The organism is Corynebacterium sp. sy039 (assembly GCF_007904105.1).
GTDB lineage: Bacteria > Actinomycetota > Actinomycetes > Mycobacteriales > Mycobacteriaceae > Corynebacterium.
Genome location: NZ_CP042325.1, coordinates 522,134 through 541,014 on the forward strand (window position 1 = coordinate 522,134; position 18,881 = coordinate 541,014).

The 18,881-nt window shown below is 47.3% G+C and carries 16 protein-coding genes; 10 read left to right on the forward strand and 6 right to left on the reverse strand.

The features are described 5' to 3' along the window. Positions 1 to 8 precede the first annotated feature (8 nt). Entirely contained in the window at positions 9 to 1,277 is a 1,269-nt protein-coding gene (locus tag FQV43_RS02330) for an acyl-CoA desaturase (protein WP_146338594.1), read from the forward strand. A gap of 8 nt (positions 1,278 to 1,285) precedes the next feature. On the opposite strand, the gene rsgA is transcribed toward FQV43_RS02330, so the two are convergent. Beyond that, a complete protein-coding gene (rsgA, locus tag FQV43_RS02335; protein WP_144274002.1) occupies positions 1,286 to 2,296 on the reverse strand; it encodes a ribosome small subunit-dependent GTPase A in 1,011 nt (336 codons plus the stop codon). Beyond that, positions 2,289 to 3,566, reverse strand: coding sequence for a 3-phosphoshikimate 1-carboxyvinyltransferase (gene aroA, locus FQV43_RS02340; protein ID WP_146338596.1), 1,278 nt, complete (start codon positions 3,564 to 3,566; stop codon positions 2,289 to 2,291). Before aroA ends, rsgA begins: the two co-directional genes overlap by 8 nt. 120 nt (positions 3,567 to 3,686) lie before the next feature. On the opposite strand from aroA, the gene FQV43_RS02345 reads away from it, so the two are divergent. Together FQV43_RS02345 and rsrA are read left to right on the forward strand one after the other, a co-directional pair. Further along, the gene (locus FQV43_RS02345) at positions 3,687 to 4,361 is read left to right on the forward strand and encodes a sigma-70 family RNA polymerase sigma factor (protein ID WP_146338598.1); all 675 of its coding nucleotides are present in this window, start codon (positions 3,687 to 3,689) and stop codon (positions 4,359 to 4,361) included. Beyond that, positions 4,358 to 4,636: a mycothiol system anti-sigma-R factor gene (rsrA, locus tag FQV43_RS02350; protein ID WP_144274010.1), complete on the forward strand. Its 279-nt coding sequence runs from the start codon at positions 4,358 to 4,360 to the stop codon at positions 4,634 to 4,636. The genes FQV43_RS02345 and rsrA overlap by 4 nt, the downstream gene beginning before the upstream one ends. A gap of 59 nt (positions 4,637 to 4,695) precedes the next feature. On the opposite strand, the gene FQV43_RS10270 is transcribed toward rsrA, so the two are convergent. Further along, complete coding sequence (locus FQV43_RS10270) at positions 4,696 to 4,770, reverse strand: 50S ribosomal protein bL37 (RefSeq protein ID WP_370443781.1); 75 nt, start codon at positions 4,768 to 4,770, stop codon at positions 4,696 to 4,698. A gap of 104 nt (positions 4,771 to 4,874) precedes the next feature. Continuing rightward, positions 4,875 to 5,138: a WhiB family transcriptional regulator gene (locus tag FQV43_RS02355; RefSeq protein WP_144274012.1), complete on the reverse strand. Its 264-nt coding sequence runs from the start codon at positions 5,136 to 5,138 to the stop codon at positions 4,875 to 4,877. Between the two features lie 716 nt (positions 5,139 to 5,854). Here FQV43_RS02355 and FQV43_RS02360 point away from each other — a divergent pair. Continuing rightward, the gene (locus FQV43_RS02360; protein ID WP_144274014.1) at positions 5,855 to 6,337 is read left to right on the forward strand and encodes a hypothetical protein; all 483 of its coding nucleotides are present in this window, start codon (positions 5,855 to 5,857) and stop codon (positions 6,335 to 6,337) included. Between the two features lie 59 nt (positions 6,338 to 6,396). On the opposite strand, the gene FQV43_RS02365 is transcribed toward FQV43_RS02360, so the two are convergent. Together FQV43_RS02365 and FQV43_RS02370 are read right to left on the reverse strand one after the other, a co-directional pair. After that, the gene (locus FQV43_RS02365; protein WP_246846940.1) at positions 6,397 to 7,572 is read right to left on the reverse strand and encodes an N-acetylglucosamine-6-phosphate deacetylase; all 1,176 of its coding nucleotides are present in this window, start codon (positions 7,570 to 7,572) and stop codon (positions 6,397 to 6,399) included. Positions 7,573 to 7,623: 51 nt separating this feature from the next. After that, positions 7,624 to 8,934 (reverse strand): hypothetical protein, encoded by a 1,311-nt coding sequence (locus FQV43_RS02370; RefSeq protein WP_146338602.1) that lies wholly within the window; start codon positions 8,932 to 8,934, stop codon positions 7,624 to 7,626. A gap of 185 nt (positions 8,935 to 9,119) precedes the next feature. Between FQV43_RS02370 and FQV43_RS02375 the strand changes: the two genes are divergently transcribed. From FQV43_RS02375 to FQV43_RS02400, 6 genes are all read left to right on the forward strand, one after another. Further along, positions 9,120 to 9,359, forward strand: coding sequence for a DUF3107 domain-containing protein (locus tag FQV43_RS02375; RefSeq protein WP_146338605.1), 240 nt, complete (start codon positions 9,120 to 9,122; stop codon positions 9,357 to 9,359). 4 nt (positions 9,360 to 9,363) lie between these two features. After that, positions 9,364 to 10,266, forward strand: a complete 903-nt coding sequence (locus FQV43_RS02380; RefSeq protein WP_144274021.1) for a DUF3152 domain-containing protein — start codon at positions 9,364 to 9,366, stop codon at positions 10,264 to 10,266. Positions 10,267 to 10,348: 82 nt separating this feature from the next. After that, complete coding sequence (locus tag FQV43_RS02385; protein ID WP_146338607.1) at positions 10,349 to 11,188, forward strand: TIGR02569 family protein; 840 nt, start codon at positions 10,349 to 10,351, stop codon at positions 11,186 to 11,188. 3 nt (positions 11,189 to 11,191) lie between these two features. Continuing rightward, on the forward strand, positions 11,192 to 14,419 hold the full coding sequence (locus FQV43_RS02390) for an ATP-dependent DNA helicase (protein ID WP_146338610.1): 3,228 nt from the start codon (positions 11,192 to 11,194) through the stop codon (positions 14,417 to 14,419). Further along, entirely contained in the window at positions 14,416 to 17,802 is a 3,387-nt protein-coding gene (locus FQV43_RS02395) for an ATP-dependent DNA helicase (protein WP_146338613.1), read from the forward strand. Before FQV43_RS02390 ends, FQV43_RS02395 begins: the two co-directional genes overlap by 4 nt. Then, complete coding sequence (locus tag FQV43_RS02400; RefSeq protein WP_144274029.1) at positions 17,795 to 18,862, forward strand: TrkA family potassium uptake protein; 1,068 nt, start codon at positions 17,795 to 17,797, stop codon at positions 18,860 to 18,862. The genes FQV43_RS02395 and FQV43_RS02400 overlap by 8 nt, the downstream gene beginning before the upstream one ends. Positions 18,863 to 18,881: the final 19 nt, after the last annotated feature.

Sequence of the window (18,881 nt, forward strand, 5' to 3'; positions counted from 1 at the left end):
ACTTTTTAATGGCAATTGATAATATCAAGGCTTATTCTCATCTAAGCGACGACGATATAGCAGAAATTGGTGCGCGCCTAGATCGCATTAAAGCTGAGGTAGAAAATGATTTAGGCACAAAAGATGCGCGTTATATTTATCGACTCATTCGCACTCAGCGAGTTCTCGATCTCGCTGGCCGAGCAGTATTGATTTTCTCTGGCAATAAAAAGTGTTGGTGGACTGGTACTGCCTTACTTACTACTGCAAAGGTGCTAGAGAACTTAGAAATAGGGCACAATGTTTTGCATGGTCAATGGGATTGGATGAATGATCCAGAAGTGCACTCGACGACATGGGAGTGGGATATCGTATGCCCATCCTCACAGTGGATGCATTCGCATAATTATGTGCACCATACTTATACCAATGTCTTAGGCATGGATCACGATGTAGGATATGGTATTTTGCGTGTTACTCGTGATAAAAAATGGACTACGCTCCATGCCTTCCAGCCTCTTGTCAACACAGTGCTCGCTACTCTTTTTGAGTGGGCAGTAGGATACTATGACGTAGAGCTGGGTAAGTTTTTTAGCGGCCGTGCCACATGGGCACAAACTCGGGAAAAGTTTTGGGAGACTACGCGCAAAGCCGGACGACAAGGTGTGCGTGATTATGTTCTTTATCCGTTATTGTCCGGAAAAAATTTCCGCCATACGCTTGGCGCTCACGTCAGCGCTAATATCTTGCGTTCACTGTGGGCATATGCGGTTATTTTTTGTGGACATTTTCCAGATGAGGTAGAAACCTTTACCAAGGAGCAGTTCAAGGACGAAGATCATAATCAGTGGTATTTGCGCCAAATGCTGGGCTCGGCAAACTTTCGTGGCGGAAAAGTGCTCACGATTTTATCCGGTAACTTGAATTACCAAATCGAGCATCATCTATTTCCTGATATGCCATCAAATCGTCTTGCTGATGTGGCGAAAAAAGTACAACAGCTGTGTGCAGAATATGATTTGCCCTACAATATCGACTCATTCCCGGTGCAGTTATTGAAGGTGCAAAAGACACTGCTCAAACTCACATTGCCGAATAAGTATTTACTCGCTGATCCAGACAATGCCCCAGAAGTGCGTTCTAACCGAGCGTTTACGCATAACCCAGATGTGGAGGAACAATTATGGGTTGGGGTTAAAGATAATCAGCGTGCCGGGTTGCGTACTGGACTCACACTCTTAAAGAAGTTACGACCACGGATAACGGATGTGGCGCGTAATTATTTTCGCCGTGCATGACCCTGTAGCTACCAGTCCACGTTATTGCGCAATGTGGTGAGTAATTTGCGTACGGCTTGCACTCGACGACCAGTGGGGGAGTCATGGGGAAAATCATCCAGCTTGCATTCCGGATCTGCAGGTGCTCCCATGTGTGTGCAACCACGTGGACAATCCTCTACTGAGGAAGCTAGATCCTCGAACACATTGACAACGGTATCTGCATCAACGTGTGCTAGTCCGAAGGAACGGATACCAGGAGTATCGATGATCCACCCACCGTGTGGTAGTGCTAATGCAACAGCTTGGGTGGATGTATGCCGTCCTTTTCCTACACCGGATACTTCTCCGGTTTGTCGTCCGGCTCCAGGAACTAATCTATTGACAAGTGTGGATTTGCCTACACCGGAGTGTCCGATTAGTGCTGTCAAGGAATTATTCACAATGTCATTGATCGGTTCTAATGGGTCATCGATGCCGCAGACTATGACCGGAACGTCGAGAGCGGCAAACTCAGCAGCAAATTCTTGTGGATCAGCAAGATCGGATTTCGTCAGACAAATAATAGGCTTGAGATTGCCGACAAAGGCAGCAATGAGTGCTCGCTCGACAAAACCCGCTCGTGGTGGAGGATCAGCGACTGCACAGACGATGAGGAGGTTTTCGGCATTGCCGACGACTATGCGTTCATAGGGATCGTTATCATCAGCGGTGCGTCGCAGAACGGAAGATCGCTCTGCTATTTTTACGATTCTTGCCAAGCTGCCTTGCCTACCTGAAGTATCGCCGACGACGCCTACTCGGTCGCCAACTTCAACGGGACTGCGACCAAGTTCTCTGGCGCGCATACAAGTAACGGTAGTGCCGGTGTCGAGAACTACGCCCCACCTACCGCGATCTTTAGAAATGACCATGCCAAATTCAGCGTCATCATGCTGAGGACGTGTTTTGGTGCGTGGTTTAGAGCGTTTTCCAGGACGAATTTTCACGTCTGATTCATCCCATGCACCACGGCTGCGATGAGTGATTTTTTTAGCCATGCATCATCTGCTCCCACATAGCGGCAAAATTGGGCAAGGTTTTGGCAGTAGTCTCAATATCTTCCACAGTCATATTTGGTACACCTAGACCAATGATGGCGCCAGCAGTTGCCATGCGATGATCTGCATAAGAATGCCATTGTGCTCCATGATAATTATGCGTAGGTTCAATATAGAGTCCGTCGTCAAGCTCAGTGCACACACCACCGATCTTATTGATTTCGGTGCATAGCGCAGCCAAGCGATCTGTTTCGTGACCTCGCAGATGAGCAATGCCACGCAGCGTAGTAGGGGAATCAGCAAAAACTGCCAATGCTGCGACGGTAGGGGTAAGTTCACCGATATCGGACATATCAAGATCAATACCGCGCAAAGAGCCTGTGCCTTCTACCGTTAAGGTGCCATTATGCAGGGTTATTTTAGCTCCCATAGCGTCGAGGATTGGGCGAATACGATCGCCAGCTTGGGTGGTATGCGTTGGCCACTGCCTAATGCGAACACGGGATTGGCTGATAGCTGCCGCGGCGAGAAAAGGCGTAGCATTGGATAAATCAGGTTCGATCACCCATTCTCTGCCAGCAATAGTGCCAGGGGAAACGTGCCATTGGTTTTCTACACTGTGGTCAACGTGTACTCCTGCTTGTTCGAGCATTGCAATGCTCATGTCAATATGAGGCATACTCGGCAAAGTATTCCCAATGTGTTTGATGCTTAGACCTTGCTCAAAGCGTGCCCCAGAAAGCAAAAGTCCCGATACGAATTGTGATGAATGCGAAGCATCAATTTCTACTGTGCCGCCTGGTGCACAGCCGGTACCGTGAATACTAAACGGCAAGCGATCGCCAGATACTGTTACTCCAGCTTGTGTCAGACCATGCAGAATTTGAGTCATTGGGCGAGAACGTGCTTGCTCATCGCCATCGAATACCACTTCACCCTGGGCAAAAGCAGCCACAGGTGGCACAAAACGCATGACAGTACCAGCAAGCCCACAGTCAATGTGTGCACTGTGAAAAGGCGCAGGTGTGATATGGAAAGTTCCAGTATCATCTGTGCTTATTTCAGCACCGAGGCTACGGAGTGCCTGTGCCATTAAATCAGTATCACGCGAACGTAGTGCACCGCGGATAGTTGAAGGCTGATCGGCAAGAGCAGACAGGATGAAAGCACGATTAGTCATTGACTTTGAGCCAGGAATGCTGAGCGTGGCGTCGAAAGCCTGTGTGCAATGTGGAGCTTGCCATAATGGGGTAGGGGTGGGGCTAGACATAGTTATCTACTATAGAGTCTTAATGCGATCATGTGAATGGGGCAGGCACAAGAGCAACTGTGTAGTCTAGCAAGAAGAAGCTAGGATTGAACACGAGCCTAAGGAGGGTGACGATACATCTTGGCTGAGCGATCTGAGAAAAAGCATAAAACACCTGCGTCTGGTTCGGAGTTAGAACAGCGATTCAAGCAAGAGGCACTGCCGCTTTTGGATCAGCTCTATGGTGGCGCATTGCGTATGACGCGCAATCCCGCAGATGCAGAGGATTTGGTTCAAGAAACCTATATGAAGGCCTTTAGTGCATTTTCTTCCTTTACCCCAGGGAGTAATCTTAAGGCGTGGTTGTATCGCATTATGACCAATGCTTATATCAATAGTTATCGGAAAAAGCAGCGGCAACCACAACAATCATCGGCCGATGACATCACCGATTATCAGCTACTTGAATCCTCCTCGCATACGGCTACTGGTTTGGAGTCTGCTGAGGTAGCAGCGTTAAAAAATATCCCTAATCAGCATATTGTGCAAGCAATGAATGAGCTTTCCGACGATTATCGCATGGTCGTTTATTATGCTGATGCTGAAGGACTGCCCTATAAAGAAATCGCTGAGATTATGGATATTCCTTTAGGGACTGTCATGAGTCGTCTGCATCGGGGAAGAAAACAGTTGCGTGGTGCGTTGAAAGATGTGGCGCGTGAATATGGCATTGGTGTGACTGGCACGAAAAATGCTCAAGAGACGAAAAAGACGCACAAGGCGGATAGTGAGAAACAGAAAGTGAGCACGCAATGAGTCATGACAGTTCTTCTCGTTCATCTGAATGTAGTTGCTCCGAGGTTCATGTGGGGATGTATGCGTTACTTGACCGTGAGCTTACCCCTGCTGAGTGTCAGCGCTTGGAAGCTCATGTGGCGCAATGTCCTGAGTGTGCTCAACAAATAGCGGCAGAAGTAGATTTGCGGCAACTTCTTAAAAAATGTTGTTGCCAGCCAGCACCAGAGAGCTTAAAAGAACGAATAAGTGTATCGATTAGCACTGTGTCCCTTAGGACAGAGGTTATCGAGTAAAAGCCTGAAGATAAAAATAAAGAGTGCGTATCTTTGTTAAGAAGATCGCACTCTTTTACTTATGCGTTAGGACGCTTGCCGTGGTTAGCTTTTTTCTTACGACGATCCTTGCGCTTACGACCACGCTGGCTCATGAAGATACTCCTCACTCATTGGGATAATAACAGCTATACACTTTAGCTGTTTGCAGTGCACGAACTGAAATTAAGGCTGTGCACTGCTGTTTTGGGTTGGTCTTTTAGGAAACGATGCTGCGGGCGCGTCCACGACCACGGTTCTTGCGTCGTTTGAGCGCACGACGCTCATCTTCGCTCATGCCGCCCCATACGCCAGCATCTTGCCCGGTTTCTAGTGCCCATGCGAGGCACTGAGAAGTAACAGGGCAGCGGTTGCAGACAACCTTTGCAGAGGCAATTTGGGCAAGAGCTGGTCCTGAATTACCGACAGGGAAGAATAGCTCGGGATCTTCGTCTCGACATACTGCTTGGTGACGCCAGTCCATGAAAAAACTCCTTAAAGATAGTTGTGGGGTTGTTGCTTTGTCATTGGGACACAGTTGTGCAGAGCTTAGTGGGAAATAAGGGTGTTATATGCCCAGAAGCTGCGTTATGGAATCAGCTCGTAGTGCATGAACGTGTGGTTCATGTGTTTACGTACTGTTTACTTTGCAACTGTGCAAAATGCTGAAGTTGATCTCTTATGATCACTTCAGGAAGTGCTTATGAAATAATGTCACGACTTTGGCAACTTCGCTAGGTTTATCTGGGTAAAAGTGATTAAACTCACATATTTATGTCATGTTTTGATAGTTTTCCCGCTCCCATGACGCGCCGTCTCTTGAAGGTAAGGGTAACCTTTTAGGTTAATAGGGGTGATTGAACAGCCTTTTCTCTAATATCTTCGAGAACACCCTTGCGTTATTACGTCAAATTACCAATGCGCAAAATGGGGCACTGTGGTTTGTGAACTATGGCGAAAAACTTAGGCAAAAAACTCAAAAAAATCACAGGAAAAAGAATCTGATGGGCGTCGTAGGTGCACAATGAGGCAAGAGATAAGAAAAGGGAGAGGGTGACGAAAAAGTAAACACAATATGAAAGAAGATCGGATTGCGCTTGTGTTGGTATTAGTATGTGTGGAAGTTTGTCGAAAACAGAAAGCGCTATAGTCGCTAGAATAAAGTTCTATTGTTATCAATAAAAATAAATAGGAATGGTCATGTCGTCGCACCCAGGAACACAAGAGCACTTAGAACACAACAAGACAACACAGCTCGCACCCCCACAAACACTGAAAAAAGCAGGGGTTATTGCCATTGCACAATCAATGCTAGGGATCGCCTTTGCAGCGTTTTTAATTATTCGAGAAATATCTGGACTTCATGACGAGTCACTTGTCTATGAGACTAAAGCTAACGACCTCACGCATACCGGAGTAGGTTATGGTACCGCACTATTTTTTATCATTGTATTTGGTGTGGTGATAATCGCTGCAGCCATGATGATTAAAGGGAAACGATGGGGGCGTGGACCAGTGCTTATGCTTGAATTACTCTTACTACCCATCAGCTACTATATGTGCACCGGTGGGCAAATTATCGCTGGGATCATTACTGCTTTATCTGCCCTCATAGCGCTCGCTTTGTTATTTAGTGCGCCAACCTTGCAATGGTTAGCGCACACTACTCGTAGCGCACAATGAAAGAGCAAGTGATGAGACAGGAAAGCAGGAGCAGAGGCACCTCGCCTTTCAGGTAAGCGTTAAGTAAGCGGTAGGAGCTTTTCGCCGTGCGCAAAAGTAGCTCGCACAGTGTGATCCTTATTGAGCGCCACAATATCTGCTCGTGCCCCTGGCTCCAACCTACCACGATCAGGCAATCCCAATAATTGGGCTGCGCGCGTCGACGTAAAACGAACCGCATCAGCTATACCATGCCTGGAAGCAAAGCGTGCAAATTGCTGAGCAAGTGTTGACGTCCCACCAGCAATAGTGTGCGTGCCCTGGGCATAGGCATCAGCTAAAAATGCGCCGCCTTGCTCTACTACAACTGATAAAGAACCAAGCTGATAGTGACCGTCAGGCATTCCGGCAGCTTCCATCGCATCAGTGACCGCAATGGCGTTATGCGGATAACTCATATCCACCACAGCATCATGAAGATGAACTCCATCAGCTACTAACTCACAGAACACCTTATTTTCTTGAGCAGCATTAAGCAGTGCTACCGTTGCACCGGGGGTGCGATGATGAATAGGGGGCATAGCATTAAACAGATGCGTCGCACTGACTGTGACACCCAATTGCCGAGCCTTATCAATCACTGCCAGGGTGCTGTGATAATCAGCATCTGTATGCCCAAGACTAGCAATGACATTATGCTTGGCGCACAGGTCAAGCAGTTCATCAATATGATCAGTCTCTGGGGCGAAAGTAATGGAGCGCAAAAAGCCCTGCGCATTATTGATAACCTTTTCTAAAATTTCAGGATTGCCTGGAATAATGTGGTGTGGATCTTGAGCGCCGCACTTATGCGCACAAATAAAAGGCCCTTCCATGTGGATGCCGTAGATTTCTCCTTCTTGCGCAAGACGGGCAAGAATGCGCGTTTGAGCATATAGCTGTTGCTCTGATGCAGAAACCAAACTGGCGAGCAATGTTGTCGTACCATGACTGCGATGAAAGCGAGCTGCACGTTTGCAATCCTCATAGTCCCCATTGGGAAAAGAACCATGAAACCCACCATGATTATGCACATCAATGAAACCTGGTACTAGCAGGGGTAACGATGCGGCTTGTTGCTCATTTTCTGGTTCATACTCGCTAATATCAATGATCTGTCCTGATTCAATACGTATGGTATGTGCCTGCATTTTTTCATCAGAGCAGTCAGAGTAGCCAGAATATAAATATCCGTTAATCATATGTGAATCAGTCATCATCAACCTCTTATTGTGCCTTTGTTGTGCATCATTATGTATGATTGCGCATTATTGCGCCTGAAGAATTGCAACTGTATCTCCGCGCTTTTCGACGACATACTCGCCAGCGAGAGCAAGAGAAACATCCCCATCATAAGTACCACGATCGACAGGAATAATTCTTTCGATTGCATAAGTATCAGGATTAGCGACCGCAATACCGCTGCGAATAGGTAGTAGTAAAGAACCCTCTACTGCAGCACCAGTGCCAATAACATTGCTGAAAATATGCAGCAGTTTTTGCGTGCTAGGGTCAAAAAGATAGAGGGAATGACCGTCGAACCAGCTCATGTGATGAGGTAAATCAGCGGTTTTGGGATTAAACACATGACTATCGGGATCAACAACAAGTTCTGGTGGCGTGGAGATTTTTGTTCTGGCAGTGACTTGACCATCTTTTTGGTAGCTTATGATGCTTGGTTGAGGACCAGGAACATATACTGCAGCTCCTTCCTGTCCAATGGATACAAGCTGTGCCTGAGGATTATCTAGTTTTACTTCATGCTCTATTTTTGGTTCTCGAGAATCCTCAGGTGTAGTTTTCTGAAAACGTAACCACGCTTGACCATCACATATGTCTACGCTCGCCAACAGTTCTGTGCGGGTAAGCGCGGAGGCGATTGTACAATTTTCATGTGGCTGTTGATTAGGTTCTTGTTTCGCAGGGATTTTTCCGTATTCGACTGTCCGAACAAAATCACTAGGTCGCCATAGCTCTAATCGCGTGGAGCTTACGACTCCAACATAGGAATTAGACCGCAATAGCGCACTATGTTCGCTGGCAATAGCACTGCGCGTACCTGCATAATCGCCAGTTGTGGCATCAATACCTACGACATCACCGCATCCGACACCAGTAGCAAAGACCAGAACAACTTTTTCATCCAACGTGCTCAGCGCACACAAGGCTGCGTCACGTTCATAGCTCCAGACCTGTTTATTATTTTCTGGGTTGATTGCGCTGACTACTGAATGAGAACCAGTATTGTGTGCTGAAATAACAAGTCCATTGGTGACAATAGGTTTGTGGTTAAAAGAGTCAGCGGGAAAAGAACCTCTGTCTCCTGAAAAGCTCGTAGGGATAGTCGGTGCAGTAGCAGATTCTTCATAATGTGAGAGCACCGTAAGATGTGCTTGTCGAATGGGAGCGCTGAGCCATGCACATATAAGCGCAGCAATGCTCACAATGCTGATGACGCCACAAATAATCCAATTCTTTTTACTAAAACCAGGTGTGACCGCTAGAGACGTAGCTGTATTTACGTCTGTATTGTCTCTATCTGATTTTTGAGTCTGAATCTGCTCAGGTGCTTGCGTCATAAAACCATTGTTAATGAGAAAAAGCAAAGACGCAAAAGTACATCACATTAGGTATAAGATTCATCTCTCGATTTCGAGCTATGATAGGAGGACATATGTTTAACTCAAGAACCTCTTGTTTATGAACTGAGAAGAACTGGGAAGAACGAAGAAAAATCAACAACCTGAAAGGATATGAGTTCCACATGGATATTAAAATTGGTTTAACGCAATCACCACGTGAATTGGTAATTAGTTCAACTAATACGCAAGAGGAACTAGCTGCACAGGTGAGTGCTGCTTTTACTGCAGAAAACGCCCAAGGGTCAGGGGTGTTAGATCTCGTCGATGAGCGCGGCAATCGTTATCTTGTGCGTACTGCACAGATTGCGTATGTTGAATTAGGTAGTAATCAAACCCGAACCGTTGGGTTCGCAGGAGCATAAGTTCATGGCACACACTGATGAGGGATTTCTCGTACGCTTTGCACGCAATTATGGTTGGCGTGCTTATGCAATACCAGTGCTGATTGTGATTAGTATTTGGGTGCTTTACGACGTTCTCATCAGTCCTGCTTTAATCGAAAAGCGCACGCAACCTGTGGCATCAACGGTCGCGACGGTATCAGAAGCGGAGAAAAGCGTAAGCAATACCGATAAAAAGTCTGCTATTCCCGGTCCGAATCCAGCTAGTGCGCGTAAGTTAGCCAATGACGCGGCACAGTTACCTCTAGGCGGTTCTTATACAGAAAAAGGTGATGAGTCATATCGCACCGTTGGTGTCGCAGGAGCAGCGGTTGGGCAGGGGCGAGAAAAAACCTTTACCTATGTTGTAGAGATTGAAAATGGCATAGATTCTGCTGCTTATGGTGGTGATGATGGATTTGCTGCCATGGTTGATGCCACTCTTGCTAATCCCAAAGGTTGGACTGCAGATTCTCAATATAAGTTTGAGCATATTAACGACCCTGAGCGAGCTGATTTGCGTATTCAACTCACTTCACTTGGTACCACTCACAAATTATGTGGCGATGACATTGCTATGGAAACAAGCTGCTTTTATTCTGAAGGCAATCGCGTGGTCATCAATGAATCTCGTTGGGTTCGAGGTGCAGCAACTTTTAACGGTGACCTAGGGGCATATCGCCAATACTTGATTAACCATGAGGTTGGGCACGGCATTGGTTTCTCTCAACATCAACCCTGTGCACGCAATGGTGAATTAGCGCCGATAATGATGCAACAGACATTGAGCTTATCTAACTCAGAACTGTTTAGAATAGAACCTAATGAGGCGTATGCAAATGACAACGCAGTATGTGCGCCGAACGCATGGCCTTATCCACGTGGTTGAATCATAGCCAAACCATAGCTGCTGAGCACAGCATATAGAGAGTACACAGCTACAGTGCAGGATTGAGAGGATAGTAGCAATCATGGATCATCAGAACCTACCAGATCATGTTCGTGATGCTTTTCATGCTTCTCATGCATCAGCACACATACTCGATGTTGCATGGGGCTATGGTTGGCGCGTTGATGATCTTGTGCTCTCTGCTGTTACTCGGCATGATCATAGTGCTTGGTCAGCGCGGATAAGAGAGAAGCTCAATGTTCATGGTCTACGTATCGTGCGCCCAGTGCGTGCTACAGATGGCAGATTTATTAGTGCTGGTTGGTGCGCTAATACCTTCGTCGAGGGCAAAATAGAACCACGAGTTGATGAAACAGTTGCTGCGGCACTGCGCCTAGATACTATGTTGGGGCAATTGGATATTCCAGACTTCTTCCATGAGCCTGATCCTACAGATATTTTTGCTCTTGCCGACGTTCATGCCTGGCTCCCTAACCCAGCACATACATTAACCTTTGACCAGGAGATTCCTACGCAACGCCTTGCCGCAGAGCTTGTGACACAATTAGCACCCTACTTCTCGCTTATCGACGCCCCTCGCCAGGTAAATCACGCCGATATGATGGCGACAACCATCTACGCTGGTAGCCAAGCTCCTGTGCTGACGGAACTTGTAGGAGTAGCGCGTCCTTATGGATATAGTGCGGCTTTAGCTATTATTGATGCACTGCTTATCGGGGCAACTGATGAGAAAATTATTGATCGCTTTGCGCATATCGCACATCGTGATCAGCTTTTGTTAAGGGCACTAACGTATCGAATTTGTTTGCATGCCTATCATCCGGAAGCTAAACAAAAAGCAGGGGAAAACCTAAAATGGGTGACTGGTGCGCTTATCTCGCGGCTATCTGCCAAACTATAAGCTATGACTGATAAGACAGATACAACTCATGACTCGATTTTTCTAGGGCAGCGCAGTCCTATTCCTCGTATTCGCCTTCACGCTCCTGAGCGGCAGAATGTCGCACGTACGTGGGATAATGATTTATATCGTGAGCATAAGGGGATTTGGCGCTTACAAGGTAGTGCAGGTAGTGGTGTGAGTAGCCTGATCCTTGATACCGTCGCAAAGCGTATTGAGCAAGGATGTGATCCCGCCAGTATTATTGTGATCGGTACTACTCAGGCAGCTGTTGCTTCACTGAGGTGGGGACTGGCACAGCGATTATCCGATAGTCAATTCGCGAGCACTAATACAATTGTTCGTTCAGTACACTCGCTTGCTTTTGCCATGTTGAGAATAAATATGGCAGAACATACTCAAGAAGAGTTAAGGCTGATCCCTGGTGCGCAGCAGGACGCAGTTATGCGTGAGCTATTGGCTGGTCATGCGGCTGCTGGGGCGCCTGGATGGCCAGAACAAATGCGAGAAGCCGTGGGAATGCTTGGCTTTGCCCGGCAGCTTCGTGATTTTCTCTTGCGCTCAGCAGAACGTGGGGTAGGGCCGGAGGATTTAGAAGAACTGGGGGCGCGCTTTCACCGTCCAATGTGGACCAGTGCTGGAGCATTCATGCGCGAGTACGAGCAGACTATGGAATTGGGGGGTAACCGTTCCTTGAGTGCTTCTGAGCTCATTAGTGCAGCATTAGCATACTCGGCTACCGATTATGGTTTTAGGACAGTTATTGTTGATGATGCGCAAAACTTAGATCCACAGGCTGCCCGCTTGATTGATCGGCTTCTGCACTATGCAGATTTTGGTATTATTGCCGGAAATCCTCAGCACAGTATTTTCCACTTCCGTGGTGCGCATACGCAATTTTTAGAACACTACCCTGTAGATCATGAGCTGTATCTGTCGGATAGCTACCGTCAGCCAAATAAAGAAGTACATATTCTTGATTCTGAGAATAAGCAGTGGGAATTAGCTGCTGATACTTTTCGCAGGAAACACTTGTTAGAAGCAGTGCGGTGGCGCGACATGGCACTTATTGTGCGTTCATCCACAATGGTCGATGCAGCACGTCGTACGCTGTTGGCAGCAGGAGTGCCGGTACATACTGATCCAGGCGATATTATCCTTGCTGAACAACCTATTGTTGCTGCACTTTTGCGTATTCTACGTTCCTTGTCTCAGCCACTTAGTGCTCGTGAACTAGAAGACCTTGCCCTAGGGCCACTAGGCGGTGCCGACCCAGCAACAATGCGGCGTCTTTTACGTGGATTGCGGTTATTAGAGATACGTCGAGGTGGAACGCGTCGGGCAATCGAAGTGCTCCAGATAATAATTAGTGCACAGCCAGAACACCAGAATGAGAAAGCTGAGCTATATGAGCAAGCGCACAGTGTGCTGACACAGCGTGAGTTAGACATTCTTGACCGTATCAGCAAAGTTTTTATTGCTGCTGCACAGGCTTATCGTAGCAAAGCCAATATCGAAGAAGCATTGTGGGCTGTGTGGTCGACATCTGGCTTAGCAGAGCATTTACTGGCAGTAAGTTTACGTGGTGGTACTGCAGGTGCACAGGCAGATCGTGATTTAGATGCAGTAATGGCGCTTTTCGACGCAGCGAGCGACTGGGTACGTCGTCGTCCAGGAGCAAGCATCCATTCTTTCCTTGTGCATATCGACGAGCAGGAATTACCTACAGGAGTGCGTGATCGTCGGGTACTTAGACCTGATGCTGTGCAGATCTTGACAGCTCATAGCGTGGGTGCACAAGAATGGGACATTGTTTTTATTGCAGGGGTACAAGAGAATACGTGGCCGGATATGGCAATCACGGGTTCACTTTTTGGTCAGGAAGAACTTATTGATTACCTTGACTCAGGTATTGAACCTGGTACACCAGTATCACAAATTAGTGCACGTGTTGCAGAAGAAAAGCGGTTATTCGAGTTAGCAATCAGTCGTGCAACGACATTAGTGCAAATCAGTGCGGTGGATGATCCAGAAGGGGATATTCCCTTAGAACCATCACGATTTATTTATGACATACCTGGGGCAGAATACTATGACAGCCATGATAAAGCAGCTACTACCACAGGTGAGCAACACGCGGGGGCTGACAGTGGCACGTCGGATGCGTCGCATACTACTAAATCCACTGAATCCACTAATTATTTTCGATTCTTTTTGCTCAGCTCACTGGTAAGTGAGTTGCGTAGGGCAGTAAGTGATGAAGAGAACCCACCGCAATTGCGAGAACAAGCAGCACGTCAGCTTGCAAAACTAGCTGAGACAGGGGTGCCAGGGGCAGATCCTGATTCTTGGTGGGGAATACAGGAACCTAGTGAGTCAGAACCAATAACAGTACGCAGTTTATCTCCGTCGGCTGTGGAAAAAGCAATGGAGTGTCCATTGCGTGTCAGCCTAGATAATAAGAAACTTTCCGCTGATGCAAGCAATGCTTTTGCTATGCACAAAGGCACTCTAGCTCATGCTTATGCCGAAGCAATCACGAATGGTATGCCCGAGGAAAAAGCGCGAGCACTGGTCAACGAAGCATTTGTGGATTTGGCGGAACTGCCATCGTGGCGTAAAGATACCGCCATAGAAGAATGGGAAAATATACTGGCTAAGTTACGTAGTTGGTTGGCGGGAAGAACCGGAAAGACTGAACTGCTAGGGGTGGAAGTGAGCGCTGATGTGCGTATTTCTGATTCTCTGCGGTTGCGCGGCAGGATTGACCGACTCGATAAGACCGAAGATGGGGTATGTATCGTCGATATTAAAACGAGTAAAACTGCCATCAGTGTCAAAGACGCCGAGGACAATAAGCAATTGCTGACCTATCAGTTGATGTTGAGCCGTTCGCAGTTGGAAGAACAAGACGGTGAAATCCATATTCGCAGTATTCCTATGCGAGGTACCGGTAACAACAGCGACGATGCCAACGACACAGCACGTGTAGGAATAGACGTTGATGAGGCAATGTTGGTGTATCCTGCTACCACCTCCAAAGGCGTTACGGTACGTTCTCAGACGCGTCGTACTAGAGAAACTCTTGATGAGTTGGCAGCAGAGCTTATTTATGTGGCTCAGGAATTACGTGGTCCCACTATTATCGCGCGGAAGAATAAGCAATGCGATTTGTGCGATTACAAGAGCATATGCCCAGTGCAACCTGAAGGAAAGACGGTGTTATCATGAGTTTTGCGAATAAAGCTAATAAAAACGCCACCAGTGAGATAAAAATTTCTCCGCAGGAACTTTCGGTTGCGCTCGGGCAAAAATTTCCCCCTACAGAACAACAAGCAGCAGTTATTGCTGCCCCGCTTCATTCTATGCTGGTCGTCGCGGGTGCAGGTGCGGGTAAAACCGAAACAATGGCGGCTCGGGTTGTGTGGTTAGTGGCTAATGGTTTTATACGCCCAGATCAGGTTTTAGGCTTAACTTTTACCCGGAAAGCAGCACAAGGACTCAGTGCTAGGATTCGTCAGCGTTTAGAGCAACTTGTTGGTGCCCCGATTATTAAAGATCTAGATCCCACCGGAGAGCTGGAAAAAACTCTCGAAACCATTGCGCCTGTGAGCTCTACCTATGATGCGTTTGTCGGGAAGGTTATGGGGGAGTTTGGGTTACTGCTGCCGGCGGAACCAGGGGCACGTTTGATTGGTGAGACTGAACTATATCAACGTGCGCATACTTTTGTCACTGAGTATCGCGGCACGTTGAGTACGAGCCACAGCACTGCTACCGTAGCGGGAACACTATTAAAACTCATTGCTGAGTTAGATAATCATCTCATTGACGAGAAAGAATTAGCTGAAGAAACTGATGCATTTGACAAGCTTTTCGACGAACTGCCTCCAGGGCCACGTCAGAAATCTACGCTCAATCAAACTCTGCAAAAAATACGTGATCTCCAACTAAATCGTTTGGAATACGTCGATCTTGTACGGCTATTCAAGCAGCAATTGCGGGAAGATCGACTCAAGACTTTCGGCGAGCAAACTGCCCAAGCTGCACGGTTGGCACGGCAAGATCCCAGCGTGGGCGCATTGTTATCCCAGCGCTATCCAGTAGTTATGCTCGATGAGTATCAAGATACCAGCTATGCTCAGCGGGTGCTTTTGCGTAGTTTATTTGCCCATAGTGCAGTTACTGCAGTGGGTGATCCCATGCAGTCCATCTATGGGTGGCGTGGTGCAACTGCTGCTAATCTCGAGCACTTTATTGCGGATTATGCTATTCGAGATGAGCAGGGCGAAATAAGCGTTCCAGTAGAGCGCAAAGAACTAACGACAAGTTTCAGAAACCCAGAGCAAGTATTAGCACTTGCCAATGATGTCGCCGCTAGTGTCTTAGAAAAAAATGGTGCAGATAAACGTCCTGTCTCGCCTTTGCAGCCAGGTCCTGGTGCTCAAGACGGCATGATCCAATTTGGTTTTTTCGCAACAGGGCAGCAGGAATGTGATTTTATTGTGGATGAACTCGCCCAAGCATATGAGCGTAGTCATATCCAATCTGATGGCGCTGCGAAAGATTTTCGTGCGGCGATTCTCTTGCGCAAAAACGCTCAGGCGGCACCCTTTGCCCAGGCCTTAGCTGAGCGTGGTATTCCTTATGAAATAGCTGATACCAGTGGGTTAATTCATATACCAGAGGTGGCAGATCTTATTGCAGTGGCAACAATGCTGATTCGGCCTCAGGATTCTCATGCTGCATTGCGCATTTTGCTCGGGCCACGGATTCAATTGGGTCTTAATGATCTTGGAGCTCTTGCTCAGCGTGCTGCAACATTAGCTGGTCGTGTTCGCCATGAGGGGCAAACCCAACCTGAGGAGCAATCAAAGACACCTGAGGAAAAACTAAAAGATATCATCGCAGAGCTATATGAATCTGATCCTGATTTTTCCGTTGGGTTGGCAGATGCGTTGGCAGATTTGGGCGAGCCTGAGCAGTATTCTGTTCAAGGCTATCAACGTCTTTATCGACTTTCTGGTGAGCTACGTGCCTTGCGTACTCATAGTTTGCATCAGAGTTTGTCTGATCTATTCAATGATATTGAACGGGTAATGGGGATTCGTACTGAAGTGCTCAGTCGTCAGGATCCTCATGCTGCGGGGGCAGTAGGCACAGTGCATTTGGATCAATTTGCCAAAGTCGTAGCCGATTATGCCAAAATACCTGGTGCAACGCTTGGCGCCTTCTTAGATTATTTGCGCGATAGTGAAAAGTGGGAGCGAGGTTTATCCCAAGGGCAAGTACGCGTTAATACTCAACGAGTGCAGATTCTCACGATTCACAAAGCTAAAGGCCTAGAGTGGGATTTTGTCATTGTCCCAGGGGTTGATCAAAAAGCATATGTCACTAATACAAGTACTTGGTTGAGCAAGGTGGAGTATGTGCCTTGTGGTGTCAAAGGTGATCCTGATGACGCAGTTGAGCCTGGAGTTCCAGTGCTTGACTTAGTTGAGGTGGAAAATCGCAAAGATCTCGAAGAAGCCTTAAAACACCATAAGAATGAATACATTATTGCTACTAAAGACGAAGCCACGCGACTTTTCTATGTGGCACTCACGCGTAGCGAACGACGACTACTCATTACTGCATCGGCAGAAAATGAAGCTATTGTCTCTGGTGACCGTGAACCTTATGAGCTTTTTAGCTCTCTTGCTGCGCACTATCCGGATTATGTAACCCAGTGGTATGGGCAAAACCTAGAGGTAGACATATCAGCAGAATCTGATCAACCTCTATGTGCCAAACCACCTGTCTCAGCAGTGGTAGAGGGGGCATTTCCGCAGCAATTAGAGCACTCACACAAAGCAGCATTACTTAGTGGTGCACAATTGGTGCGCCAGGCGCAACAGCAACTACCTGAGTTAAGTCAGGATCGAGAGATTTATGGCACGTGGGAAAAAGAAGTTGCTGCTTTGATTGAAGAACATCGATTGGCACAGCAAGCATATGTCGATATTGAGTTATCTCAAGAATTGACTGCTACAGATTTGGTGAGTTTAAGCAGCAATCCTGAGTATTTTGCTCGCCGTCAACGTCGTCCGGTGCCTTATAAACCACAGAGCAGTTCGCGGCTTGGTGAGTCTTTCCACAGTTGGTTGGAAAAACGTGTTGGTGTCCAAGCTCTGTTAGATGAAAATGAGCTTGTAGCAGATGAAGAACAGGTTTCTACAGAACAACTTGATCAACTTAAAGCTGCTTTCTTAGCTAGCGATTGGGCACAGCGCACGCCAACTTATGTGGAGTATCCATTTGAGATCGCCATTGGACGAGTGGTGGTGCGTGGCAGGATGGATGCAGTATTCACCCAACCTGATGGCACATGGCAGATTATTGACTGGAAAACTGGGCATATTCCTGGGAAAAAAGAAATGGAGTCGGCAAAGATACAATTAGCGGTGTATCGTTTGGCATTATCGCGACTACATGGCATACCAGTCGATTCCGTGTCTGCAGCGTTTTACTATGTTGCCCATGATGTGTTAGTCGCACCGAAAGATTTACCAACACAGCAGGAACTAGAGCAACTGTTGTTGATAGAAAGTGGAGGTAGCAACGAGCATGAGTAATTCTCGTTCTCTGGCGCGCCGTCGGAAAGAACATAGCTCTGGGATTGCTGAATATGCGCAGTTACATACAGTGGGTTTGCCTAAGCCATATGTGGTTTCTCCGGTGCGGCTCATTGCGCAGCGTATTGCTTATGCTCTTATCCTTCTTGTTGCAGTAGCGCTTTTGGTCTATACCGACAAAGGTGGATATTCAGAGTCGTTGACGTTCATTGATGCTCTGTATTATTCGACCGTGTCACTTTCTACCACTGGTTATGGTGATATAACCCCTGTGACTCAGCAAGCGCGATTGCTCAACATTATTATTATTGCTCCTTTGCGAGTAATGTTCCTTATTTTGTTGGTCGGTACGACATTGTCAGTGCTGACTGAAGAGTCACGAAGAATGTGGCAGATCCAGCGTTGGAGGAGAAGAATGCGCAACCATACGGTTGTTATTGGATATGGGACTAAGGGGCGATCCGCAGTGGTTGCCTTGCTTGCCGACGGAGTCCTACCGAAAGACATTGTTGTTGTTGATACAGACAAAGAGGCGCTTGACCTTGCAAACAGTGAGGGCTTGGTGACCGTCGCTGGTTCCGCAACGAAATCGGATGTCCTAAAACTAGCCGGTGTGCCGAAGGCGAAAGCAGTGGTAGTGGCACCAAATCTTGATGATACTGCAGTGCTTGTTACCTTGAGTGTGCGTGAATTAGCGCCATCGGCGTGGATTGTGGCTAGTGTGCGAGAGTCAGAAAACCAAAGGCTTCTTGAACAATCTGGTGCTGATTCAGTAGTCATTTCTTCGGAAACCGCAGGTCGAATGCTTGGTCTTGCTACAGTAACGCCATCTGTGGTGGAAATGATGGAAGATTTGCTGTCGCCAGACGAAGGTTTTTCTGTTGCTGAACGCCTTATCGCAGAGGACGAAGTAGGTGCAAACCCTCGTCACCTCGCCGATATTGTGCTAGGAGTGGTGCGTTCCGGTGAGCTATACCGCATTGATTCTCCTGAAGCTGAAACAGTGGAACCAGGCGACCGTCTCCTCTACGTGCGGCGCGTTTTCGCTGATCAAGATTGATAATCCATACCGCAATAGA

What these genes read in the sequence shown, in the direction of transcription:
- FQV43_RS02330 (WP_146338594.1), top strand. Translation starts at nt 9, where the DNA reads ATGGCAATTGATAATATCAAGGCTTATTCTCATCTAAGCGACGACGAT.
- rsgA (WP_144274002.1), bottom strand. Translation starts at nt 2,296, where the DNA reads ATGGCTAAAAAAATCACTCATCGCAGCCGTGGTGCATGGGATGAATCA.
- aroA (WP_146338596.1), bottom strand. Translation starts at nt 3,566, where the DNA reads ATGTCTAGCCCCACCCCTACCCCATTATGGCAAGCTCCACATTGCACA.
- rsrA (WP_144274010.1), top strand. Translation starts at nt 4,358, where the DNA reads ATGAGTCATGACAGTTCTTCTCGTTCATCTGAATGTAGTTGCTCCGAG.
- FQV43_RS02355 (WP_144274012.1), bottom strand. Translation starts at nt 5,138, where the DNA reads ATGGACTGGCGTCACCAAGCAGTATGTCGAGACGAAGATCCCGAGCTA.
- FQV43_RS02360 (WP_144274014.1), top strand. Translation starts at nt 5,855, where the DNA reads ATGTCGTCGCACCCAGGAACACAAGAGCACTTAGAACACAACAAGACA.
- FQV43_RS02365 (WP_246846940.1), bottom strand. Translation starts at nt 7,572, where the DNA reads ATGACTGATTCACATATGATTAACGGATATTTATATTCTGGCTACTCT.
- FQV43_RS02370 (WP_146338602.1), bottom strand. Translation starts at nt 8,934, where the DNA reads ATGACGCAAGCACCTGAGCAGATTCAGACTCAAAAATCAGATAGAGAC.
- FQV43_RS02375 (WP_146338605.1), top strand. Translation starts at nt 9,120, where the DNA reads ATGGATATTAAAATTGGTTTAACGCAATCACCACGTGAATTGGTAATT.
- FQV43_RS02380 (WP_144274021.1), top strand. Translation starts at nt 9,364, where the DNA reads ATGGCACACACTGATGAGGGATTTCTCGTACGCTTTGCACGCAATTAT.
- FQV43_RS02385 (WP_146338607.1), top strand. Translation starts at nt 10,349, where the DNA reads ATGGATCATCAGAACCTACCAGATCATGTTCGTGATGCTTTTCATGCT.
- FQV43_RS02390 (WP_146338610.1), top strand. Translation starts at nt 11,192, where the DNA reads ATGACTGATAAGACAGATACAACTCATGACTCGATTTTTCTAGGGCAG.
- FQV43_RS02395 (WP_146338613.1), top strand. Translation starts at nt 14,416, where the DNA reads ATGAGTTTTGCGAATAAAGCTAATAAAAACGCCACCAGTGAGATAAAA.
- FQV43_RS02400 (WP_144274029.1), top strand. Translation starts at nt 17,795, where the DNA reads ATGAGTAATTCTCGTTCTCTGGCGCGCCGTCGGAAAGAACATAGCTCT.